General features: G+C 51.4%; 23 protein-coding genes. 16 read left to right on the top strand and 7 right to left on the bottom strand.

Going from position 1 to position 21,994, the window contains the following annotated elements; genetic code table 11:
- Nucleotides 1–27: 27 nt before the first annotated feature.
- From JSQ80_RS03440 to JSQ80_RS03400, 9 genes are all read left to right on the top strand, one after another.
- Nucleotides 28–504 carry a phosphatidylglycerophosphatase A gene (locus tag JSQ80_RS03440; protein WP_206094350.1) on the top strand — a complete coding sequence of 159 codons (477 nt, stop codon included), beginning with the start codon at nucleotides 28–30 and terminating at the stop codon, nucleotides 502–504.
- Nucleotides 505–712: 208 nt separating this feature from the next.
- A complete protein-coding gene (locus tag JSQ80_RS03435; protein ID WP_206094349.1) occupies nucleotides 713–901 on the top strand; it encodes a glutamate decarboxylase in 189 nt (62 codons plus the stop codon).
- A 131-nt stretch (nucleotides 902–1,032) separates the two neighbouring features.
- Nucleotides 1,033–1,914, top strand: a complete 882-nt coding sequence (gene accD / locus JSQ80_RS03430; RefSeq protein ID WP_087435208.1) for an acetyl-CoA carboxylase, carboxyltransferase subunit beta — start codon at nucleotides 1,033–1,035, stop codon at nucleotides 1,912–1,914.
- The gene (locus tag JSQ80_RS03425) at nucleotides 1,904–2,869 is read left to right on the top strand and encodes an acetyl-CoA carboxylase carboxyltransferase subunit alpha (RefSeq protein ID WP_206094348.1); all 966 of its coding nucleotides are present in this window, start codon (nucleotides 1,904–1,906) and stop codon (nucleotides 2,867–2,869) included. The genes accD and JSQ80_RS03425 overlap by 11 nt, the downstream gene beginning before the upstream one ends.
- Nucleotides 2,870–3,028: 159 nt before the next feature.
- Nucleotides 3,029–4,456: a pyruvate kinase gene (pyk, locus tag JSQ80_RS03420; protein WP_206094347.1), complete on the top strand. Its 1,428-nt coding sequence runs from the start codon at nucleotides 3,029–3,031 to the stop codon at nucleotides 4,454–4,456.
- Nucleotides 4,457–4,619: 163 nt separating this feature from the next.
- The gene (locus tag JSQ80_RS03415; protein ID WP_087435205.1) at nucleotides 4,620–5,117 is read left to right on the top strand and encodes an acyl-CoA thioesterase; all 498 of its coding nucleotides are present in this window, start codon (nucleotides 4,620–4,622) and stop codon (nucleotides 5,115–5,117) included.
- 109 nt (nucleotides 5,118–5,226) lie between these two features.
- Nucleotides 5,227–5,628, top strand: coding sequence for an FxsA family protein (locus JSQ80_RS03410; RefSeq protein WP_087435204.1), 402 nt, complete (start codon nucleotides 5,227–5,229; stop codon nucleotides 5,626–5,628).
- 99 nt (nucleotides 5,629–5,727) lie between these two features.
- A complete protein-coding gene (locus JSQ80_RS03405; protein WP_087435203.1) occupies nucleotides 5,728–6,207 on the top strand; it encodes a YcxB family protein in 480 nt (159 codons plus the stop codon).
- Nucleotides 6,208–6,435: 228 nt separating this feature from the next.
- Nucleotides 6,436–6,624 (top strand): hypothetical protein, encoded by a 189-nt coding sequence (locus JSQ80_RS03400; RefSeq protein WP_087435202.1) that lies wholly within the window; start codon nucleotides 6,436–6,438, stop codon nucleotides 6,622–6,624.
- 107 nt (nucleotides 6,625–6,731) lie between these two features.
- On the opposite strand, the gene odhB is transcribed toward JSQ80_RS03400, so the two are convergent.
- The 3 genes from odhB to JSQ80_RS03385 form a co-directional block, all read right to left on the bottom strand.
- Nucleotides 6,732–8,060: a 2-oxoglutarate dehydrogenase complex dihydrolipoyllysine-residue succinyltransferase gene (odhB, locus tag JSQ80_RS03395; protein WP_206094346.1), complete on the bottom strand. Its 1,329-nt coding sequence runs from the start codon at nucleotides 8,058–8,060 to the stop codon at nucleotides 6,732–6,734.
- Nucleotides 8,061–8,143: 83 nt separating this feature from the next.
- Nucleotides 8,144–11,002: a 2-oxoglutarate dehydrogenase E1 component gene (locus tag JSQ80_RS03390; RefSeq protein WP_206094345.1), complete on the bottom strand. Its 2,859-nt coding sequence runs from the start codon at nucleotides 11,000–11,002 to the stop codon at nucleotides 8,144–8,146.
- A 360-nt stretch (nucleotides 11,003–11,362) separates the two neighbouring features.
- A complete protein-coding gene (locus JSQ80_RS03385; RefSeq protein ID WP_206094344.1) occupies nucleotides 11,363–11,554 on the bottom strand; it encodes a hypothetical protein in 192 nt (63 codons plus the stop codon).
- On the opposite strand from JSQ80_RS03385, the gene JSQ80_RS03380 reads away from it, so the two are divergent.
- Both JSQ80_RS03380 and JSQ80_RS03375 read left to right on the top strand, forming a co-directional pair.
- A complete protein-coding gene (locus JSQ80_RS03380) occupies nucleotides 11,537–11,911 on the top strand; it encodes a sensor histidine kinase (RefSeq protein ID WP_206094343.1) in 375 nt (124 codons plus the stop codon). The two genes, JSQ80_RS03385 and JSQ80_RS03380, sit on opposite strands and share 18 nt — an antisense overlap.
- Nucleotides 11,833–12,378 (top strand): response regulator transcription factor, encoded by a 546-nt coding sequence (locus tag JSQ80_RS03375; RefSeq protein WP_206094342.1) that lies wholly within the window; start codon nucleotides 11,833–11,835, stop codon nucleotides 12,376–12,378. Before JSQ80_RS03380 ends, JSQ80_RS03375 begins: the two co-directional genes overlap by 79 nt.
- Here the strand turns inward: JSQ80_RS03375 and ytvI are convergent.
- Entirely contained in the window at nucleotides 12,354–13,469 is a 1,116-nt protein-coding gene (gene ytvI / locus JSQ80_RS03370) for a sporulation integral membrane protein YtvI (protein ID WP_206094341.1), read from the bottom strand. The genes JSQ80_RS03375 and ytvI overlap by 25 nt on opposite strands.
- A gap of 264 nt (nucleotides 13,470–13,733) precedes the next feature.
- Between ytvI and JSQ80_RS03365 the strand changes: the two genes are divergently transcribed.
- From JSQ80_RS03365 to JSQ80_RS03345, 5 genes are all read left to right on the top strand, one after another.
- On the top strand, nucleotides 13,734–13,925 hold the full coding sequence (locus tag JSQ80_RS03365) for a hypothetical protein (RefSeq protein ID WP_087435195.1): 192 nt from the start codon (nucleotides 13,734–13,736) through the stop codon (nucleotides 13,923–13,925).
- A gap of 498 nt (nucleotides 13,926–14,423) precedes the next feature.
- Complete coding sequence (gene citZ / locus JSQ80_RS03360; RefSeq protein ID WP_206094340.1) at nucleotides 14,424–15,536, top strand: citrate synthase; 1,113 nt, start codon at nucleotides 14,424–14,426, stop codon at nucleotides 15,534–15,536.
- A gap of 231 nt (nucleotides 15,537–15,767) precedes the next feature.
- A complete protein-coding gene (gene icd, locus JSQ80_RS03355) occupies nucleotides 15,768–17,066 on the top strand; it encodes an NADP-dependent isocitrate dehydrogenase (RefSeq protein ID WP_087435193.1) in 1,299 nt (432 codons plus the stop codon).
- A 14-nt stretch (nucleotides 17,067–17,080) separates the two neighbouring features.
- Nucleotides 17,081–18,022 (top strand): malate dehydrogenase, encoded by a 942-nt coding sequence (mdh, locus tag JSQ80_RS03350; protein ID WP_206094339.1) that lies wholly within the window; start codon nucleotides 17,081–17,083, stop codon nucleotides 18,020–18,022.
- Between the two features lie 145 nt (nucleotides 18,023–18,167).
- Nucleotides 18,168–18,602, top strand: a complete 435-nt coding sequence (locus JSQ80_RS03345; protein ID WP_206094338.1) for a hypothetical protein — start codon at nucleotides 18,168–18,170, stop codon at nucleotides 18,600–18,602.
- A 69-nt stretch (nucleotides 18,603–18,671) separates the two neighbouring features.
- Here JSQ80_RS03345 and JSQ80_RS03340 read toward each other — a convergent pair whose 3' ends face one another.
- The 3 genes from JSQ80_RS03340 to JSQ80_RS03330 form a co-directional block, all read right to left on the bottom strand.
- Complete coding sequence (locus tag JSQ80_RS03340) at nucleotides 18,672–18,839, bottom strand: hypothetical protein (RefSeq protein ID WP_206094337.1); 168 nt, start codon at nucleotides 18,837–18,839, stop codon at nucleotides 18,672–18,674.
- A gap of 44 nt (nucleotides 18,840–18,883) precedes the next feature.
- Nucleotides 18,884–20,290 carry an ABC transporter substrate-binding protein gene (locus JSQ80_RS03335; protein WP_206094336.1) on the bottom strand — a complete coding sequence of 469 codons (1,407 nt, stop codon included), beginning with the start codon at nucleotides 20,288–20,290 and terminating at the stop codon, nucleotides 18,884–18,886.
- Nucleotides 20,291–20,439: 149 nt separating this feature from the next.
- The gene (locus JSQ80_RS03330; RefSeq protein WP_206094335.1) at nucleotides 20,440–21,846 is read right to left on the bottom strand and encodes an ABC transporter substrate-binding protein; all 1,407 of its coding nucleotides are present in this window, start codon (nucleotides 21,844–21,846) and stop codon (nucleotides 20,440–20,442) included.
- Between the last annotated feature and the right edge of the window lie 148 nt (nucleotides 21,847–21,994).

The raw sequence follows: 21,994 nt of genomic DNA, 5'->3' as shown, positions 1-21,994 counted from the left end.
GAGACGGGGTAAAGGGAGGGGATTTCGTTGACGTCCGATATTGCGGTACAGTGGCTGGAACGGCGCGGAGTCGAGCTTGAATCGATTGCGGAGATCGTCCTTCAGCTGCAGTTGCCTTATAATGCTTCCTTAACGCTTGCGGATTGCATGGACAGCGTCAAGGCCGTCATTCAAAAACGTGAAGTCCAGTATACGTTAATGACGGGAATTGCGCTTGACTGGTTAGCGGAGCAGAAGCTTCTGCCGGAACCGCTGCAGGCGGTAATGGAGGCGGATGAGCCGCTGTACGGGGTGGATGAAACGCTGGCGCTGGGCATTACGAGCGTGTATGGTATGATTGGGCTGACGAGCTTCGGCTATTTGGATAAGGCGAAAATCGGCGTGATTCAACATTTGAATGCGAATGAGCAGCAAATTCACGTCTTCTTGGATGATCTCGTGGCCGGATTGGCAGCTGCGGCTTCGGCACGCATCGCGCACAAAAGTTATGATGCGAACGTATAAAGCTTGTTCAAACAACTCCTTTTCGCTCACGTACTTCATTTAGGGGCTGTCGAAAGATGTAATTTAACGTCGTATTTGCTTATTCTATTCATTTGTGCATTTGTTCATAGCATGATTGTCATGGATTTGGTTGCGGTGAAAATGTCAATTATGTTATCATTATGGCATTATATGAGCCGTATTGGAACGTTAGGGGGGTCTCACGCGCATGTGGACCGTTATCTACATCGCACCGACTGCCAAATTAGCAGACAAGATTCAGACCAGATTGACGGAGGAAGGGTTTCTTGTTCAGATCCGTCCCATCCATCTTTCCAAACAACAGTTTGAAATTTTAGTGCCTTCCGGAGAAATCGAAGAAGTTCAGGAAGTGCTCAATTCGATTTTGCATGCATGATGCGGCTGATTGACGAACGTCACGTTGTTCAAACAGCCGATTTTTGTTGTTTACGGTTAGGACAATCTCCGGCTGTGGACCTAAGTATGTCTCGGTAGCATGGAGAAATCACGCCTAAAGAGGTGTAACGGGTGTTTAAAGACTTATTTCAAAAGAAAAAGTACGCAACGGTGCCATCCGCATCTGTGCATGATGATCGCCCCAAACGCGAGATACCCGAAGGTTTGATGAACAAATGCCCGAAATGCGGCACGATTCAATATCACAAAGAGTTGGAAAAAAACCTTAAGGTATGCTCGCACTGTGGGCATCATTTGCGTCTGAACGCGCTTGAGCGCATTGAAATGACCTTGGACGAAGGCCGTTTCTTTGAATACGACACGGATATCGTCTCCGAGGATCCGCTCGGCTTCCCGGACTATATGAAGAAGCTGAAGCAACAGCAAGCCAAATCGGGATTGGACGAAGCGGTCATTACAGGCGAGGGCACGATCGGCGGATTTCCTGTCGTAGTCGCCGTCATGAGCTTTAATTTCTTTACCGGAAGCATGGGATCGGTCGTCGGCGAAAAAATAACGCGGGCTATCGAAACTGCCATGCAGAAGCAATATCCGCTCATTATCTTCTCGACATCGGGCGGGGCGCGTATGCAGGAAAGCATATTGAGCCTCATGCAAATGGCGAAGACGAGCGCTGCCTTGGCCAAGCTGCACGAGGCAGGCGGATTGTATATTTCGGTATTTACCGATCCGACGACGGGCGGCGTGTCCGCCAGCTTCGGCATGCTCGGCGATATCAACCTTGCGGAACCGGGAGCCCTGGTCGGGTTTGCGGGACGCATCGTCATCGAGCAGACCATACGGCAGAAGCTGCCTGACGAGTTCCAAACGGCGGAGTTCAACATGAAGCATGGGCAGATTGATTTGGTGGTGCCGCGCAAGGACATGCGCCAAACCTTGATCAAGCTTATTGAATTGCATACGGTGAAAGGAGATGTGACGCATGGCGGGTGAGCTTCCGTTCGAGCAGCCTTTGGTGGAGTTGAAGCAGAAAATTGCCGAATTGAAACGATTCGGAGAGGAGAAAAATATTGACTTTACCGAAGAAATCGCCCGGTTGGAGGAGCGTTACGCCAAGTTGGCTGAAGAGATTTATACCAACATCTCCCCATCGCAAAAGATGCACTTGGCGAGACATCATCAGCGTCCAACCACGCTTGATTTCATTCAGCATATTTTTACCGATTTCATTGAGCTGCACGGTGATCGGCTATTCGGTGACGACATGGCCATCGTCGGCGGCCTGGCGCGGTTAAACGGGATCCCGGTAACCGTTATCGGCCACCAGCGCGGCAAGGATACGAAGGAAAATATTGCGCGCTTCTTCGGCAGCCCGCACCCGGAAGGGTTCCGCAAAGCGTTGCGGCTCATGCAGCAAGCGGACAAGTTCAAGCGTCCGATTATTACGTTCATCGACACCAAAGGCGCTTACCCAGGGAATACGGCGGAAGAGCGCGGACAATCGGAAGCAATTGCCCGCAATTTGCGTGATATGACGCTGCTGGGCGTGCCCGTCATCTGTGTCGTGATCGGTGAAGGCGGCAGCGGAGGCGCGTTGGCGCTTGGCGTTGGGAACCGCGTGCTTATGCTGGAGAATGCCATCTATGCCGCCATCTCGCCGAATGGCGCGGCCTCTATCCTGTGGAAGGATGCTTCGAGGGCAGAGCAGGCCGCGGAAGCGATGAAGATTACCGCAGCCGATCTGAAAGAGATGGATGTCATTGAGGAAATTATTCCCGAGCCTCAGGGCGGCGCGCACAAGGATGTCGAAGCGGCGGCCGTGAATGTGAAAGACGCGGTGTGGCGTCATCTCTCGGAGCTTATGCAGTTCTCTGCGGACGAGCTCCGCGAAGATCGCTATGGCAAATTCCGTAAAATCGGCAAGTTCGCAACGCGCGAACGAGTATGATTTATTTTCATCATAAAAAAGGTGTTTATTGGTAAAGCTTATAAATATGATAATCTTCATATACAAATTTTGTTGAGTATAGTAAATTAGATAGATGAGAGCCTTGTTTAAAAATACAAACTAGAGATATTAGAGAGCCCACAATTGGAGGAAGCCCATATGCGTAAAACCAAAATTGTTTGTACTATCGGTCCTTCCAGCGAGTCCTTGGAGAACACGAAGAAGTTGATTATGGCAGGCATGAACGTCGCTCGCCTTAACTTTTCGCATGGTGACTTTGACGAGCACGGCAACCGGATCAAGAACATTCGTCAAGCTTGCAAAGATTTAAACAAGACGGTTGCGATTCTTCTTGATACAAAAGGCCCGGAAATCCGCACAGGAAAATTGGCAGTGGAGCCAATTGACCTCGTGCAAGATGAATTCGTAACATTGACGACTGAAGAAATTCTTGGGGACAAGGATCGCATCTCGGTTACATATAAGGAGTTGCCGCAAGATGTGGAAGTCGGTTCGACCATTCTTATCGATGACGGTCTCATCGGACTGACGGTTGTCGACATTCAAGGCACGGAAATCAAGTGCAAGATCGTTAACGGCGGCACAATCAAGAGCCGTAAAGGCGTAAACGTGCCAGGCGTTAAAATCTCGCTTCCGGGCATTACGGAGAAGGATGCAAATGACATCATCTTCGGTATTGAACAAGGGGTTGATTTCATTGCTGCCTCTTTCGTACGTAAAGCAAGCGACGTTATGGAAATCCGCAATTTGTTGGACAAGCATAACGCTAAACATATCCAAATCATTTCGAAGATTGAAAACCAAGAAGGCGTTGACAACTTGGATGAAATCTTGGAAGCTTCTGACGGCTTGATGGTTGCTCGCGGTGACCTCGGTGTCGAGATTCCTGCGGAAGAAGTGCCGCTTGTGCAGAAGAGAATGATTGAAAAGTGCAACCTCGTAGGCAAGCCGGTTATTACAGCGACGCAAATGCTCGATTCCATGCAGCGCAACCCTCGCCCAACACGCGCAGAAGCAAGTGACGTGGCGAACGCTATCTTCGACGGCACGGACGCAATCATGCTGTCCGGTGAAACGGCTGCAGGGAAATATCCGGTTGAATCCGTTCTGACGATGTCCCGCATCGCGGAAAAAGCAGAATCCGCATTGGAATATCGTGAAATTTTAATTAAACAAAGCTTGAAGCAACAAATGACGGTTACGGATGCAATCAGCCAAGCTGTAGCAAATACGGCGCTTGACTTGAATGCAAAGGCGATCATCAGCTCCACGCAAACCGGATATACGGCGCGCATGGTATCGAAATATCGTCCAAAAGCGCCAATCATTGCTGCGACTCCATCCGAGCAAGTGATGCGCGGATTGTCCCTGACATGGGGTGTCGTGCCGGTGAAAGTGGAACAGGCTTCCTCCACGGACGAAATGTTCGACGTTGCGGTTTGCGGCGGCGTAAATACAGGCATCGTTTCCGAGGGAGACTTGGTTGTGATTACGGCTGGTGTTCCGACTAGCTGCGCGGGTTCCACGAACCTCGTAAAAGTAAGCCAAATCGGTAAAAGCTGCTAAGGCCAGGCCGATTATATAATAGAATGCACGACGACAGAAGCAATGGCGGTATGCCATTGCTTCTGTTATTTGATAAGCCTGTTACATGATATTTGAAGTACCAAAATGAAGTCTGTTACATTTGTAAGGATGATACGTATACATTAAAATAGGGGGTGTAGCAATGTCTCCAACATCGTCTCCGTCTGCGGCCTGCTCTTGGTACGGGTTTCCGCTTCGCGTCCGCTATCAAGAGACGGATAGTATGAAAGTGGTCTTTCACGGTAATTATATCACTTGGTTTGAAGTTGGACGTACGGAATGGATTCGCGCGCTAGGCTTGAGCTACCGTGAATTGGAGGCACGGGGGCTGATGCTTCCGGTCGTTGATTTGCAGGTTGCCTTCAAGCGACCGGCATTGTATGACGATGTGATTATGGTTTATACCCGGCTGGAGCAACGTTCGCCATTGCGCATGACCTTTGCGTCGGTTGTATGCCGCGTAGGCGAAGCGGAAGCAGACCGGACGGCACAGCAAGGCTGGCATGCAGAGCCCATTGGCGAGCGGCTGGTAGAAGGGGCGACAACTCTTGCCTGGCTGAATTCGAATTGGCGTCCGGTACGTATTGAACGGGAAGCGAAGGATATCTGGACACTGCTTGAATCCGTTACACACGACTGACTATGAAGTCATACGATACGCCATACGCCATGCATGCCCCTATACACATGGCTGTTAACAACCGTGGGCATGATAAAATAGCTTAATTATGGGAAGGAGGGAACGCAGGATGAATCCAATCGTATGGATACTTATCATCCTTACATTAATACCCGCATTGGAAGTGTATGGTTTCGTCTTGGTAAGCGGCTGGGTGGGGGGCTGGAACACGTTTTTGCTTATTTTGCTGACGAGTGTAATCGGAGCGATTATAGCGCGCCATGAAGCGGCCCAAGTGTGGGGCGAAGCCCAGAGGCAGCTCCAATCCAAGCAAATACCAGGGCGCGCAGTCATTGACGGCTTATGCATTATGGCGGGGGGCATTCTGCTCTTAACCCCGGGGTTCTTCACGGATATCCTCGGCTTTACGCTCGTCTTCCCTCTAACCCGGCCATTATACAGGTACTATTTGTTGAAATGGATCGAGAAAAAAATGAAGGACGGCAATTTCATTTATTTTCGCCGCTTCTAGAAGACGGTATTGCAATTGAAGCACAGCAGCCTATGCACAATCGTGAATAGGCTGTTTCAGCTTCATCAGATTGCGGTGCCGGTCAGAGAGGAGATACATATGGATAGCACCATACGGCTCAAATATCGGCTAACCATTCAAGATTTTATGGACTATCAGTTTCAATTCATCAAGAAGCCATTGCTCAAGATGGCAAGCTTATTGAACATCGTACTTCTCGTCATCTTGTTCGTCATTACTGGATTTCGGGCGGGGCTGGACGAGTGGAAGTGGATGGTGCCTGTCATCATTGTGGTAAACGGTGCAATGGGGGCGCTGTACTTTATGTTGATGCGGATTGTAATGGGTAAGTCATTTGGCCAAGACGCCGCTGCGCATCAGTATGATGTCCAACTCTCCGATGAAGGCATTCGTCTGCAGACAGATGGAACGGAGAGCAGCTATGCGTGGAGCGAGGTATATAAGGTGGCAGAAAGCCGGAAGCGGTTTTTCGTTTACTTCGCAGAGAATATGGCGCTAATCATCCCGAAGGACAGGCATGCTTCTGCGCTTCACGCGCTATTTAAGGCGCATGCGTAATGCTATATAATTTGAACGAAAGGCTATTTCCAGCCAGTAATGTAACGCTGTCAAGTCCTTCTCTCCATTCTCCCTCTCGTTCAGAAGGGGCATCACTCGGACACAGCGTAGAGCGCCTAGGCGATACGGGAATCGTTGGGGTGGGTATTATTTCCTTCGTTCATACAGAAACAGATAGGCCTCCAACGCATATAATCCTATGATAGGAAAGATGCCGGGAGGATAGAAATGAACAGCAAGTTAGACAGATTGGAACAGAAGCTGACTCTAATGCAAAAAAACAATAAAAATCAGAGTGAAATTACAGAACTGATGAGGATTCTCCATACACTGCGAACGGAAAAGCTGGAACAGGCAGGCACCTCGAACGAGGACACCGTTCCTGACGAGCGGCCAGATACGGACAAGCATCTGTAACTGACATGACTTGCAGCCGGCAACGGCGGGAGCGGAAATCCCGCAAGCTTCTCGATAGGTTCAGAAAGCCGCCGATTGGATCGGCGGCTTTCCTATTTTTCTCATTTTTACCCTTCCAGGAGCAGCTTTTCCGGATCCTCGAGCAATTCTTTCACCGTTCTTAAAAAGCTAACGGCTTCTGCTCCGTCGACGATGCGGTGGTCGTAGGAGAGGGCGATATACATCATCGGCCGGTTCACGGTCCGTTCTTCATCAATGGCGACTGGGCGCAGCTGTATCGTATGCATGCCGAGAATACCGACCTGCGGCGAATTCAGAATCGGCGTGGACAGCAACGAGCCGAACACACCGCCGTTCGTTATCGTAAATGTCCCGCCCTGCAGCTCGGACAGTGTCAGCGAATTGGTGCGGGCTTTCTCCGCCAGATTGCCAATCTGCTTCTCGATTGCAGCGAAGCCGAGCCGATCCGCGTCCCGGACAACCGGTACGACCAAGCCTTCTTTGGCGGCTACGGCAATGCCGATGTCATAATATTTTTTCATGATGATGTCTTCACCATCGATTTCGGCGTTCAGCAGCGGATACGCCTTGAGCGCGCCGACGACCGCTTTCGTGAAGAACGACATAAAGCCAAGCCCTACGTCATGCTTCTCGCGGAACGACGTTTTGCGCCGTTTGCGGATATCCATAATGGCCGTCATGTCAACTTCGTTGAAGGTCGTTAGCATTGCTGCCGTCTGCTGCGCTTCCACAAGGCGCTTGGCAATGGTCTGGCGGCGCCGGGACATCCGGACTCGTTCGGCTGGCTTGGCCATCGTATCCTGCATTCCGGCAACCGGCGGCGCCGCCGGAGCTGCGGCTTTAGGCGCTGCTGGCGCAGGGGAACGCTGGCCTCCCGCTTCCTTCGCCACCGTCTCGCCGGAAGCGGCATGCGCCTGCACGTCTTCCTCGCGGATACGGCCGACCGGATCCTGCGGACGGATATTCCGCAAGTCGATTCCTTGCTCTCTTGCCAGCTTGCGGGCGGACGGCGTCGCATGAAAGTCGCCGCCCCGTTCCTCGCTCGCTTCCATCGCAACTGCAGGCACAGCAGCCGTGCTGCCGTTCATCGCGGCCGCGCTGTCCGCATTCGCATCGGCTGGTTTGCCGTCGCCCGGCTTCTCATCCGCGGCTGGCGGATTTCCGCCGTGTGCGGCTGACGATTGGGCGCCGATGATGCCGATGACCTCGCCAACGGCTACATTCTCGCCTGCTTGCCGCGCGATGCGTTCCACAATTCCGTCTTCCTCCGCGCTGATTTCAAGATTTACTTTGTCTGTTTCCAATTCTGCAAGAACATCGCCGAAGCGAACTGCCTCGCCTTCTTGAACGTGCCACTTGTGCAATGTGCCTTCCGTGATGGATTCTCCCAATTCGGGTACTTTAATTTCCGCCACAACCGCTACCTCCCTGAGCATTCGTGTATTGACCAGCATTATAGTACGTGTTCAAAACGGTCATTGGAATTTTGAACAACCTCTTATAGGGTATCGATAAGTTTCAATGCATTCGCAATCAGATTGCGCTGTTCAATGTTGTGCACGTCCGCATATCCGCTTGCCGTGCTCGAACGCTCGGCGCGGCCGATATAACGGACCGGTATATTTCCTGAGGTCAACTCGCGGAGCCGCGGCTCCATGTATGTCCAAGCACCCATGTTTTTCGGCTCTTCCTGAACCCAGACGATCTCCTTCAAGGCAGGAAGGCGCTGCAGGATGGCAGCGATGTCCTCGTCCGGGAATGGATACAACTGCTCGATGCGGACGATGTGCAGCCAATCCCAGCTGCGTTCCGGTTCTGCTTCGATTCCAGCCTGCAAGTCGAGCGTGACTTTGCCGCTGCACAGAATTAGGCGTTTCGTCTTCTTCGGCTTGCCGCCAAGCAGAGGCTCTTCCAGTATAGGGCGGAAGCTGCCTTCCGCCAGGGATGAGGCCGGAGCCGCGCTGCGCGGATTGCGCAGCAAGCTCTTCGGCGTCATGAGCACTAACGGCCGCGCTTCTGTCGTTCTGCCGATCGCCGCCTGGCGCCGGAGCAGATGGAAGTATTGGGCGGCGCTGCTCAAATTCGCGACCGTCCAATTCCGCTCTGCGCAAGACTGCAAGTAACGCTCCAGCCGGGCGCTTGAATGTTCAGGCCCTTGACCTTCGTAACCGTGCGGCAGCAGCATGACGAGATTGGAATATTGATGCCACTTGGCTAAGCCCGCAGAGATGAATTGGTCAAAAATAACTTGTGCACAATTGGCGAAATCTCCGAACTGCGCTTCCCAGAGAACGAGCGTCTCCGGAGCGAATACATTGTATCCATATTCGAAGCCAAGCACGGACGCTTCCGAGAGCGGGCTGTTATACACACCGAACGACGCCTTCGCTTGCGGCAAGCGGTGCAGCGGACAGAACGTGTTCCCGGTCTTGTAATCATGCAGCACGAGGTGGCGATGCGCGAACGTTCCGCGCTCCGAGTCCTGGCCGCTCAGTCGGATAGGCTGGCCGTCTTCCAGTATGGTGGCGAAGGCGAGCGCTTCCGCCAAAGCCCAATCAACCGTTCCATCGTCATTCAGCGCATCGACCCGGCGCTGCAGAATTCGTTCCAGCTTCGGATAGACGTGGAAGCCTTCCGGAACCTCCAGCAGCTGCCGATTGACATCCTGCAGCCTTTTCAATGGCACGGACGTCTCATTGGAAGGCGCCGCATCGGAACGCGGGAACGAATCGGAATGGTAATGATACGGCCGATCGGTCAGTGCTTTCATACGGTCATAAGCTTGCTGAAGCGTCTCGTCGACTTCCCGCTTCATCGCTTCGATGCGGCTGTCGTCCAACACGCCTTCCCGCTGCAATGTCTCGGCATACAGCGTCGCCACGGTCGGATGTTTGGATACTTTCTCATATACGAGCGACTGGGTCGCGGATGGATCGTCCATCTCGTTGTGCCCGTGCCGGCGATAGCCGATCAGGTCGATTAGGAAATCCTTCTTGAACTGCTCCCGATATTCGGCTGCCATGCGGATCGCCGCAAGGCACGCCTCAGGATCGTCCGCATTCACGTGCACGATCGGAATTTCAAAGCCTTTGGCCAGATCGCTCGCATAGAGCGTTGAACGGGAATCGTGACTGTCCGTCGTGAATCCGATCCGGTTGTTCACGATGATATGGACCGTTCCTCCGTTTTGGTATCCTCTAAGCTTATTGAAGTTGAGCGTCTCCGACACGATGCCTTCACCCGGGAAGGCGGCATCTCCATGTATCAGCACGGCCGCTGCCCGGCCCGTATCCTGTTCCGGATAGCCCGGCTGGCTGCGGTTGTCCTGTGCGGCGCGTGTAAAGCCTTCGACGACCGGATTCACGAATTCCAGATGGCTCGGATTGTTCGCGAGCGTAATCGTGGTTCGGATGCGATCGCCGTCCTCCAGCGCGCGATCGGCGCCAAGGTGATATTTGACGTCCCCCGTCCAGCCGTAGTTAATCCCCATCGACCCTTCCGAAGGGAAGAGGTCTTTGTTCGGCGAATGGTGGAACTCCGAAAAAATGCTGCCATACGGCTTGCCCAGTACATGGGCAAGCACGTTCAAGCGCCCGCGATGAGCCATGCCCATCAAAATATGTGCTGCGCCTCCACGCGCAAATACTTGCACGATCTCATCCAGCATCGGAACGAGGACGTCCGTGCCTTCGATGGAGAATCGCTTCTGGCCTACAAAGGTGCGGTGGAGAAAGGTCTCGAACTGCTCTACTTCAATCAGCCGCTTCAATAGAGCGATTCGCGCTTCGTCGGTCATCGGCGGTGGAACGAGGCCGGAGCTGACCTTTTGTCTGAGCCACAGCCGCTCGCCCAGATCGTGAACATGGCTGAATTCAAAAGCGATCGATTGGGTGTACAGCTCGCGCAAGCGCTGCACTGCGTCCCATGCACTTTCTATTTCATCCGGCGCTTCTTCCCAGACGAGGGAGGCCGGCAAGGAACGCAAATCGTCCGCAGTTAATCCGAACTTCTCCGGTTCAAACCGGCGGGTGTCAGGCTGCGCATTCACTCCGAGCGGATCAAGATTCGCAGCCAGATGTCCATAGGCGCGAATGCCCTCCGCCATTCGTACAGCGGATACCGCTTGCTGGAGCCGTTGTACATCCGTAATCAAGCTAGGTTCCACCGTCGTTGCCGTTCCGGCAGCAGTGCCGCTCGTGCCGGGCGGAGCACCGTAACGAGCGAATAGGTCGCGATAATGGGCGTCTACGGAAGAGGGATCCACCGCATAGCGCTCATACTGCTCTTGAATGTAACCCAGATTGGGGCCGTAATACGACTTCCAAACCCCTCCCGAGTAAGTAACATCAGCCGACATGCAATATGACCTCCTAACGGATTCATGCGAGAAATGGGTTGATTCTCCATTTATAACCCAAAATCTTCATGTCTAATTGTGAACTCCTTCGACAAATATTGCAACTGGTATTACAAATTTTTGTTCAAAAGGGCATGAATGCGATTTAATCAGTTGGAACAAAGGTTTTGAAATGGATTATGAAACATTTAAGAAGGCGAGCCAAATGGAAAATATACAGTAAATTTTAAATTTGGCCGCTCTGACGGCTTACAGGCTTGTGATTCCGATGTTGATCAGCGGATCCGGGGGAAGCACATGAAAAAACCTCCTTCCTGCCGCATGGCAGCGGATTGAAAGGAGGAGGATTCCATAAATTTATTATAACGCTTCCCGTTTGGCCGGTTGAAGCACAGTGGAGCCAATGCCAAGCAGGACGACGCCGAACAGGAGCAGCACTATGACTTGCAGCGCGATAGCTGACCAAGAACCGCCTGCAGCCAACTGTTCCATCGCATCCAGCACCCACCGCTGAGGCACGAAGTACGAAATCTTTTGCATGCTGTCGTTCATGAATTCAACCGGCTAGTAACAACCGCCTATCATGCAGGTTGGAACCACAAGGACAAAGTTGGTATCGAAGTCGTCATCTATCAAAATGCGCAGGAATCGATTACGAATGCGCTTCGGCACGGAGGGGCGACGGCAGTCGATATTCATGTTTCTTACGACCCGGAGGAAGTCGTGCTTGAAGTGAGCAGCAACGGCTCCAAGCCGGATCTACCGTTGCAACGGGGCATCGGACTGAGAGGAATGGAGGAGCGGACGAAGATGATCGGCGGGCGCGTGGAATGGACAGCCGAGCCGCGTTTCACGGTGCGCACCGCCATTCCGGCGGCGAAGAACGCCAGCCGCTCTTCGTCACGCTGATGTGCGGCTGCGCCATGCGCCATAAATGGAGAGCAGATAGAAGCTGCGGAGAAAGGATGCTCGCAATGATTTCAGTGTTGATAGCAGATGACGATGCTTTTATTCGGGAGAGCTTGAAGCTTATCGTCCGCATGCACCCCGATATCGACGTTATCGGGACATGCGGAAACGGCAAGGAAGCGGAGCGGGCCGTCACGGAGCTCGGCGCTGATGTCGTCCTGATGGATCCGGATGTGGCGCGCAAGCTGGCTCAGCTTCTCCAGGCTCCATCCCGCGCGAAGAAGCCTGAATCGATGTGGTCCGCGTATGCGTTGACTGCGACGGAGCAGACGATTATCGAGCGGGTGGCCGTTTTTCTACTGGAAGCAGCAATAACAGCCCAAACGCCGTTGGAGTCGCCTGCAGCGGCGTTTTTCGGATCGGGCAGCCACACGTTCAGCATTCAGCGTCTGCCGGTCAATATGTAATTGCGTAAATCTCGAAACACGTATGCGCGGTTCATTGCGGATATCAGCACCAGCGTAACTGGACCAATGATAAGCCCCATCACCCCGAACAATTTCAACCCTGCGAACATGGCCACAAGCGTAATCAGGGGATCCAAGCCTACGCTTGATGCGAGCACCTTGGGCTCCATGATTTGCCTTGCGACCAGCACGATGGAATACAACACGGCCAGACCGATGCCAAGCGATGAGCTCCCTGCCGCAAAGCTGTAAATAATCCACGGAACCATGACCGCGCCGACTCCCAAATACGGAAGAAAATCGACCAGCCCGATGAGCAGCCCAATCGTGACCGCATATTCGACATGCAGCACGAGCAGCCCGATAATGACGACCACGGCCGTAATGGAGATAAGGAGGAACTGCGCGCGCAAATACCCGAACAGCGCGTGCTTCAAATCCTGCCACACGTTGCGGGTCGGCCTGCGGACCCGTTCCGGCACTATCCGGGTGAACGTCAGTGTCCACCTCGTCCAATCTTTGCCGATAAAAAAGGCCGCGAGCAGAATGACCATGGAGATGGTCGCCACGTTCGGCAAGCTGGACAACAAGCGGACGATGCCGTCGAGGAACAGTGTGATGAGATTCGTGATCGCTGCCGTAATCGTCTGCGCGGTGCTGGATAGATTGTTGTTAATCGAACCTTGTATATTCGGATTGTCTTTATAGAGCGAGCTGATGGAGTGAATGAACTTCTGCACGTTCTCATTTTCAACCAACTGCAGGAATAAATCCCGCCATACATTTAGAAAGTACTCCAATGTCATTGACAAATTGTATATTTCCTTCACGATTCGGGTAATGACCGCGGCCGCCACCGTCAGCATTGCCATAATGAATATCATTAATGATACAGTGACGCTGAGCCACCTGGGAAACTTGAGCTGCAGAGACATCCATTGCACGACGGGATTGAGCGCAAGCGCAATCGCCCATGCGATCAGAAACGGATAAATCAAAGGAACCAGCATCCAGCTTGCGAACAACACGGCTGCCGTGGCAAGCAGCACCCAACCGCCGCGCCATATTCGTTTAATTATTAATTGATCCACGAGCCACCTCCTTATGCGTAAGCAACTGCAACGGATTGCGGGTTATTCTGTTATGACTCTTCGCGCGTCTGGACGACCCCTTTATATATAGCTATGCGCAATGTCACAAAAACTGTTCTTTTTTCCACTCTAAAAATAATGAGGATACTCTGTGTACTAGCATCATAGAAGGGAGAATAGCATTTTGAAAAAATATTATTCGTTCACTTTTTAGGTGATTATTGCTATCGTGGAACCGTAATAAGGTGTAAAAGGAGGGGCAGCATGAAGAAACAGGTTATTAAAAGAAGAATAATTTCAGACATATTGTTTATTGTATTAGTCATTTGTGCTGCTATTTTTTTTCTTATCAAAAAAGCTTACTTTATGCTTTTGATACCCATAGTGTTCTTGCCAATGGGTCTGATCTTTTTAAATAAGCACTTACGAGATTATAAAAATTGGGGAGATGACTGAGATCTCTCTTCATACGTGGAGATAGGACGAACGATTATGAAGAGGGGGGAACTGATGTTTGTAACATTTCTTATGGCGGAGAGACATTACATATGATCTATTTTGATTTTTTATTAAAAGTTCATAGTAGATTAAATTAAGAATTAGTCTTTTATTTATCGGTAATAACCAAGATATAGAAAGAAGTATTAATAGAGGATGTTAACACTTGCGATATACTGCATATCTGAAGTGTAATGAATAAATAAAATCTTTATATTATCCATATTATGCAGTTTATGTATCTCGATTTAATTACTGACCAGTATTTTTTATGACAGTGATAAAGCATTTCTATCCAAATTTTGCACTGAAACCGTTCACAATTCCGACAATATCCTTTATGATCGAGGAAGAATAAGCTGCCGATTTACAGCGCAGACAATATACACCAGGTGAAGACAGAGAAAAGAGAAAGTTGGGATGTTATAGGTTAGATATGCAAAGGAGAGAGGACAGATGACAGCGACGAAAGGTTTGGAAGGCATAGTTGCAACGACTTCTTCCATTAGTTCGATTATCGATGGCGTATTGACCTATCGCGGTTATAATATCGACGATTTAGCCGAGTACGCAACGTTTGAAGAAGTTGTGTATTTATTGTGGTTTGGAAATTTGCCGAATCAAGACGAATTATCGGAGTTGCGCGAGCGGATTGATGAATTTGCCGCGATACCTTCTGCCGTGATTGAACAAATGAAGTTGTATCCATCGAACGCCAATACGATGGCTGTTCTCCGTTCTGCGATTTCCGCATTGGCTTTGTACGACGGCACGGCGAATGACATGAGCCGTGAAGCGAATGTGGATAAAGCTATCAAGTTGCAAGCTCAACTCCCTACAATCATCGCTGCCTTCGCGCGTATCCGTGAAGGGAAGGAGCCTATTTCACCGAAGGCGGGATATTCCATCGCCTCCAATTTTTTGTACATGCTGAGCGGCGAGGAACCGGAAAATAACGCTGTTGTAGCCATGGACAAAGCGCTTGTGCTTCATGCCGATCATGAGCTGAACGCTTCGACATTCGCCGCGCGGGTGACGGTGGCTACGCTGTCCGACATTTATTCGGGCGTCGTATCGGCTGTCGGCGCACTCAAGGGGCCGCTGCATGGGGGAGCCAATGAGGCGGTTATGCGCATGCTCGAAGAGATAGGCTCATTGAACCGGGTCGATGACTACATCCAGCAAAAGCTCGACAACAAAGAGAAAATTATGGGGTTTGGACACCGTGTATACAAGAATGGCGATCCGCGCGCGAAGCACCTGCAGAAGATGTCACGCGAACTCGGCAATATGAAGGGGAACCTCGAACTGTACGAAATGTCCACCCGCATTGAAGAATTGGTAACAGGACAGAAAGGATTGAAGCCGAACGTAGATTTCTACTCTGCGTCGGTATATACCATGTTGGGTATTCCGCGCGATCTGTTTACGCCAATCTTTGCCATTAGCCGCGTGTCGGGCTGGACGGCGCACATATTGGAACAGTATGAGAACAACCGCATTATTCGTCCGCGCGCCGAATATACTGGGCCGTCGAGCCAATTGTTCATTCCGATTCAGGAGCGTTAAGCGGTTGTTTAGCCTTGAATGAGATGAACAATTGCGATAATAGGTTGTCTTTGGAAAAGGCGGGTTGCTACAATAAGAATTGTAGCTCCCGTCATGTCTATTGATATTAGGCTTATGGGAATTAACTTTAAGAGGATGTTCAAAAAGTGCCCTTTTGATCACGTAATGTGACCGCAAGCAAATTCAACATCGAGTTCACTTTTTGAACACGCAATTTAAGGAGGAACGTCCATGCTTCAATTGGAGAAATTCGCATTGCCGACCGAGGGCGAAAAAATTACGATTCAGGGAGACAAGCTTCAAGTTCCCAACCATCCCATTATCCCGTTCATTGAAGGGGATGGAACAGGAAGAGACATCTGGCGCGCTTCCAAACGCGTCCTGGATGCGGCGGTGGAAAAAGCGTATAAAGGTGAGCGCAAGCTCGCGTGGTATGAAGTGTTTGCCGGCGAGAAGGCGTTCAATGAATACGGTGAATGGCTGCCTAATGATACGTTAGAGGCGATTCGCGAATATATTGTTGCAATTAAAGGTCCATTGACTACGCCGATAGGCGGCGGCATCCGTTCGCTTAACGTCGCATTGCGTCAAGAGCTTGATTTGTACGTATGCTTGCGTCCGGTTCGTTATTTCGACGGCGTGCCTTCGCCGGTTAAGCGCCCGGAGCTGGTTGATATGGTCATTTTCCGCGAGAATACGGAAGATATCTATGCGGGCATCGAATATGCGTCCGGATCGGAAGAAGTGAAGAAGGTCATAGATTTCCTGCAGCAGGAAATGGGCGTGAAGAAAATCCGCTTCCCGGAAACTTCCGGTATCGGCATCAAGCCGGTGTCGTCCGACGGTTCCAAGCGTTTGGCGCGCGCCGCGATCGAGTATGCCATCCAACACAAGCGCAAGAGCGTGACGCTCGTTCACAAGGGCAACATTATGAAGTATACCGAAGGCGCGTTCAAAAATTGGGGCTACGAAGTTGCGGAGCAGGAATTCCCTGAGCAAACGTTCACTTGGGGGCAATATGACCGCATCAAGGAAGCGGAAGGCGTAGAGGCAGCCAACAAAGCGCAAGCCGAAGCGGAAGCGGCTGGCAAAATCATCATCAAAGATGCAATCGCCGACATCGCGCTGCAGCAAGTATTGACGCGTCCTAAGGACTTCGACGTCATCGCGACGCTGAACTTGAACGGCGACTACTTGTCCGATGCGCTGGCTGCCCAAGTAGGGGGCATCGGTATCGCACCGGGCGCCAATATCAACTACGTAACCGGCCATGCGATTTTCGAAGCGACGCATGGCACGGCACCGAAATATGCCGACCTGGATGTCGTTAACCCGGGTTCGGTCATTTTGTCCGGCGTTATGCTGCTTGAACATCTTGGCTGGAATGAAGCAGCCGACCTGATTTACAAAGGAATGGAAACCGCCATCAACAACAAGACTGTAACTTATGATTTCGCGCGACTCATGGAAGATGCGACTGAAGTGAAATGCTCTCAATTTGCTGACCAAATTATAAATCATATGAATTAGGGGGTCGAATCACAATGGCCATTCGACGCAATAAGATTACAGTCGTGGGTGCGGGCTTCACAGGCGCCACAACCGCATTAATGCTGGCTCAGAAAGAACTTGGTGATGTCGTATTAGTTGACATACCCCAGTTGGAGAATCCGACGAAGGGGAAAGCGCTCGACATGCTCGAGGCAAGTCCGGTTCAAGGCTTCGACAGCCACATTACCGGGACGTCTAACTATGAAGATACGCAAGATTCCGATATTGTCATTATTACCGCAGGAGTTGCGCGCAAGCCGGGCATGAGCCGGGATGACTTGGTGAACACCAATGCCGGCATTGTGAAGTCGGTATGCGAGAATGTAAAGAAATATTGCCCGAATGCCTATGTGATTATTTTGAGCAACCCAGTTGATGCCATGACGTATGCGGCTTTCCAAACGCTCGGTTTCCCTAAAAACCGCGTCATTGGCCAATCCGGGGTGCTGGATACTGCTCGTTACTGCACGTTTATTGCGCAAGAGCTGAACGTATCCGTCGAAGACGTGCGCGGAGTCGTCTTGGGCGGTCATGGCGATGATATGGTGCCTCTCGTTCGCTATAGCAATGTCGGCGGCGTGCCGATTGAGAAGCTGATTCCGCAAGAGCGCATCGAAGCGATTGTGCAGCGCACGCGTGTCGGCGGCGGCGAGATCGTCAATCTGCTCGGCAATGGCAGCGCCTATTACGCGCCTGCGGCATCGCTCGTGCAGATGGCGGAAGCCATCTTGAAGGATAAGAAGCGCATTCTGCCAGTCATTGCATACCTTGAAGGCGAATACGGCTATGATCGGCTGTTCATGGGCGTGTTGGCCGTGCTCGGCGGAGACGGAATCGAAAAGGTTATTGAAGTGGATTTGACGGCGGACGAGAAGACTGCACTGGATAGATCGGCTGAGTCGGTTCGCAATGTCATTCAAGTTGTATCTGGATAATTTTTTATAATGTGTGATATATATCATTGCAAAGTTCGAAGAGATGCCATTTTTGCGGGCATCTCTTCTTTGTTTTTGGAGGGGGGATTTAGTATAATAGAGAACGATAAGATACATAACATGACTATGGAGGGAATGTATACTTATGTACAGTGCCTTTAACCTATTACACATTTTAGGCGCCGTCTTTATGGGCTTCTATGCGATCGTCCCGTTTATCGTTGGCAAGATGAAGACTGTATCGGGACCTGGACAGGAAGGATTGCTTGTCGGAATTGTGACGGCGAACCGCATCGCGCAATATTTCTTGATCGTTCAGTTCATTACCGGCGGTTATTTGATGAGCAAGGGAAGCTATAATGTGCTATGGATGGTGCTGACGACAGTCATCTTCTTGGCGATTGCGGCGTTCAGCGGAATTATGGGCAAGCAGTTGAAAGCAGCGCTTCAAGCGGTAAAATCCGGACAGGCGAATCAAGCGGCAGCCGGCAAGATCAGCAGCTTTAGCTTCTTGATTTTCGTGCTGTTCATTGTCATGATTTTACTGATGGTATTCAGCTATCAATTTATTGCGAAATAACAACGAATTGTATAAGAGCCTTGTTCAGGTGAATGTGCCTGAGCAAGGCTCTTTACGTTCTAGTGCCGTTCAGCTTTCTGATTTCCCGGCAAGGCTGGCACTAAGGAGCAACACGCTGATTGCAGCAGATACGATGGCGATGACATACATTCCTGCGGTCGTAACGGTGCCGCCAAGAATCAGTCCCCGCATAGCCATCACCGCAAGCAGCAGGACGGACGTCCACTTTTTTGCCACTTTGCCATCTCTCTTCTGTCATTCACCATCTGCCCATCGGCAGCTTATTTCTTCCCGGCCTGCTGCTTCGCTTTTGCCGCCTCGCGCGCCTGCTGGAGGGCCGCATTGCCTTCGGTCTCGATGGCGGCAACGGCTTCCTCCGCAGACTTCCCGTTCTCGACCATCGCCTTCAATTCCTTAATGAGCAGGTTGGAGAAGGCCATACGGAAGCCGTTCGGGACGTTCACGTTCGTGCCGCCCCATATGGACCCGCCCGAAGCCTTCGGCCGCAGCATATAGAAGGGCTCCATGCTTTTGCCGTCCACCTCTTTCATGTAGTCAACCCTTGTCGGCAGTTGGCCCCGGAAGGAACGGGAAGTGGCCTTCGCCATTTCCGGACCGTTCACGAACTTCACGAATTCCCAGGCCGCCCGTTTGTTCTGAGAATCGGCCGCGATCGCATAGATGGAGTCCAAAACCGTAAAGGAAGATTCCTCCGGCGCAGCCGTATCGACGGGAGCCGTAACGAATTCCCAATTGATTTCTTTGATGTCACTATCATACTTCGGCCGGTTCCGAAGATCGCTCATGAGCCAGGCCGATCCGAACATCATCGCGACTTTGCCTTTGAAGAACTGCTCGCTCTGCAAAAAATACATCGAACCTTCGCCTTGCGGCTCCAGAGAAGCCGTATAGACCGCTTTGCCGCGAATCGCGTTGGCTGTCAGCTCCATCGCATCCTTCCAACCATCCGTATTGAATGTGACCTTCTCCCCCTTCGCGTCCAACATTCGCAACGACGAGCTGCTTGCCACATTAAAAAGCATGCCGTCGGCTTGGCCGAGTTCATCAGACAAACCATAAATCTGATCGTCCCCGGAACCGAGGCCCGAGAATCGGCTCGACAATTCGAGCAGTTCTGCCCAGCTCATCTTATTGCGCGGCGGTTCAATCTGATGTTCTCGGAACAGATCGGCGTTATAATAGACGACCGAGGCATTAAAGTACGGAGCCAAGCCGTATAGCGAGCCGCCGCCGCGTTCCCGAAGCATATCGATGAGCCCGGGCATATATCCGTCAAGATCGAATTTCTCCTGTTCGATCACCGGATCCAGATTGTACAGCTTCCCTTCCTGCGCCAGCTTCTCGAAGCTGTCCGAACCGGTCATAATGACATCCGGCTTGTGTTTCCCAATAAATTTGAGATATTCTTCCTCATAGGTCGTTCCGTTTTCTTGCATATCTTGGTATATTTGATCCGTATTGATGACCTCGAATTCAATATCGGGAAACTTCACGTTGAAATTGTTTCCATAATCGCTATAAAAGCTGCCCTCGTCATAATAGAGCACTTTAATTTTCCCCTTGCCCTCTTGACCCAGCTCTTCAAGCGCGGGCTTCCCTCCGAAGCAGCCCCCCAACAAGGAAATCACAGCAAGCAGCAGTATGGAAACCTTCCATTTCTTTTTCATTCCGTTCTCCTCCTTTTCGTTACAAGAAGCAAGTATATCGGCGGTTCCCCCATCATTCAACCAAATAAAGGGAATCTTAATTAAATCGATAGGGGATGTTAAGAACTATTAAGAAACCTGGAAGCGTTCCGCTCCGTTCTTGATCGTTCCTACTTCTTCCCGGTCTTCGCCTTCTCTGCCTTTTCCGCTTCCCGCGCCTGCTTGAGGATCGCGTTGCCCTCGCTCTCGATAGCGGCCGCGGCTTCCTTCGCAGACTTCCCGTTCTCGACCATCTCCTTCAATTCCTTAAGGAGCAGGTTCGAGAATTCCATGCGGAAGCCGTACTGGAATTCGCGCTCGAGCCCCCACCATAGGGACCCGCTCAAAGCCTGCGGCCGCAGCATATAGAAAGGCTCCATGCTTCTGCCGTCCACCTCTTTCATGTAGTCTACCCTTGTCGGCAGTTCGCCCCGGAAGGAGCGGGACTTGGCCTTCGCCATTTCCGGACCGTTCATGTACTTCACGAATTCCCAGGCCGCCCGCTTGTTCGGAGAATCGGACGCGATCGCATAAATATCGTACACGTCCGTAAAAGCGGATTCCTCCGGCGCAGCCGGATCGACGGGCGCCGTAACGAAGCCCCAGTTGATTCCTTTTCCATTTTTATCCTTAGATTGATTCCGGAGATCGCCTATGAGCCAGGACGATCCAATCATCATCGCCAGTTTGCCTTGGAAGAACTGCTCGGTCTGCGAATGAATGATCGTGCCTGAGGCGACCGGCTCCAGAGGAGCCGTATAGACCGCTTTGCCACGAATCGCGTTGGCTGTCATCTCCATCGCTTCCTTCCAGCTCTCCGTATTGAAGATGATCTTCTCCCTCTTCGCGTCCAGCAATCGTAACGATGAGCTGCCTGCCAACTTAAAAAACAAGTCGTCGGCAAAGCCGTATGCATCTGAGAAACCATAAATCCGATCGTCCCCGGAACCGATGCCCGCGAAGCGGCTCGACAATTCGAGCAATTCGTCCCAGCTCATCTTATTGCGCGGCGGTTCAATATGATACTCTCGGAACAGATCGGCGTTATAGTAGACGACCGAGGTATTAAAGTTCGGAGCCAAGCCGTATAGCGAGCCGCCGCCGCGTTCCCGAAGCATATCGATGAGCCCGGGCAAATATCCGTCAAGATCGAACTTCTCCTGTTCGATCACCGGATCCAGATTGTACAGCTTGCCTTCCTGCGCCAGCTTCTCGAAGCTGTCCGAACCGGTCATAATGATATCCGGCTTATGTTTCTCCACAAATTTGAGATATTCTTCCGCATAGGTCGTCCCGTTTTCTTGCATATACTCGGATATTTGGCCCGTGTTGATGACCTCGAATTCAATATTGGGATACTTCGCATTGAAGTTGTTTCCATAATCGCTATAAAAGTTGCCCTCGTCATAATAGAGCACTGTAATTTTCCCTTTGCCCTCCGGCCCCAGATCTTCAAGCGCGGGCTTCTCGCTAAAGCAGCCCCCGAGCAAAGTAATCACAATCAGCAGCAGAATGGCTGCTTTCCATTTCTGTCTCAATTCCTTCTCCTCCCTTTCATTCCAGAGCAAGTATATCGGCCACTCCCCTTTGCAATGACTCTCTGCAAGCAACGGCCGACAACTTGCGTCGGCGGCCGCAGACTCTGTGTTCAACGGGAACCCTTATCCAACTGACGACTACCATTGT

It is taken from the genome of Paenibacillus apiarius (genome assembly GCF_017052585.1).
In the GTDB taxonomy this organism is placed as follows: Bacteria; Bacillota; Bacilli; order Paenibacillales; family Paenibacillaceae; genus Paenibacillus_B; species Paenibacillus_B apiarius.
This window is presented reverse-complemented; position numbering and strand designations above follow the sequence as displayed.

What these genes read in the sequence shown, in the direction of transcription:
- JSQ80_RS03415 (WP_087435205.1), top strand. Translation starts at nt 4,620, where the DNA reads ATGTCTCCAACATCGTCTCCGTCTGCGGCCTGCTCTTGGTACGGGTTT.
- JSQ80_RS03435 (WP_206094349.1), top strand. Translation starts at nt 713, where the DNA reads ATGTGGACCGTTATCTACATCGCACCGACTGCCAAATTAGCAGACAAG.
- citZ (WP_206094340.1), top strand. Translation starts at nt 14,424, where the DNA reads ATGACAGCGACGAAAGGTTTGGAAGGCATAGTTGCAACGACTTCTTCC.
- mdh (WP_206094339.1), top strand. Translation starts at nt 17,081, where the DNA reads ATGGCCATTCGACGCAATAAGATTACAGTCGTGGGTGCGGGCTTCACA.
- JSQ80_RS03345 (WP_206094338.1), top strand. Translation starts at nt 18,168, where the DNA reads ATGTACAGTGCCTTTAACCTATTACACATTTTAGGCGCCGTCTTTATG.
- JSQ80_RS03400 (WP_087435202.1), top strand. Translation starts at nt 6,436, where the DNA reads ATGAACAGCAAGTTAGACAGATTGGAACAGAAGCTGACTCTAATGCAA.
- JSQ80_RS03425 (WP_206094348.1), top strand. Translation starts at nt 1,904, where the DNA reads ATGGCGGGTGAGCTTCCGTTCGAGCAGCCTTTGGTGGAGTTGAAGCAG.
- JSQ80_RS03335 (WP_206094336.1), bottom strand. Translation starts at nt 20,290, where the DNA reads ATGAAAAAGAAATGGAAGGTTTCCATACTGCTGCTTGCTGTGATTTCC.
- JSQ80_RS03385 (WP_206094344.1), bottom strand. Translation starts at nt 11,554, where the DNA reads ATGAACGACAGCATGCAAAAGATTTCGTACTTCGTGCCTCAGCGGTGG.
- JSQ80_RS03405 (WP_087435203.1), top strand. Translation starts at nt 5,728, where the DNA reads ATGGATAGCACCATACGGCTCAAATATCGGCTAACCATTCAAGATTTT.
- JSQ80_RS03365 (WP_087435195.1), top strand. Translation starts at nt 13,734, where the DNA reads ATGAAGAAACAGGTTATTAAAAGAAGAATAATTTCAGACATATTGTTT.
- icd (WP_087435193.1), top strand. Translation starts at nt 15,768, where the DNA reads ATGCTTCAATTGGAGAAATTCGCATTGCCGACCGAGGGCGAAAAAATT.
- JSQ80_RS03375 (WP_206094342.1), top strand. Translation starts at nt 11,833, where the DNA reads ATGGACAGCCGAGCCGCGTTTCACGGTGCGCACCGCCATTCCGGCGGC.
- JSQ80_RS03410 (WP_087435204.1), top strand. Translation starts at nt 5,227, where the DNA reads ATGAATCCAATCGTATGGATACTTATCATCCTTACATTAATACCCGCA.
- pyk (WP_206094347.1), top strand. Translation starts at nt 3,029, where the DNA reads ATGCGTAAAACCAAAATTGTTTGTACTATCGGTCCTTCCAGCGAGTCC.
- JSQ80_RS03390 (WP_206094345.1), bottom strand. Translation starts at nt 11,002, where the DNA reads ATGTCGGCTGATGTTACTTACTCGGGAGGGGTTTGGAAGTCGTATTAC.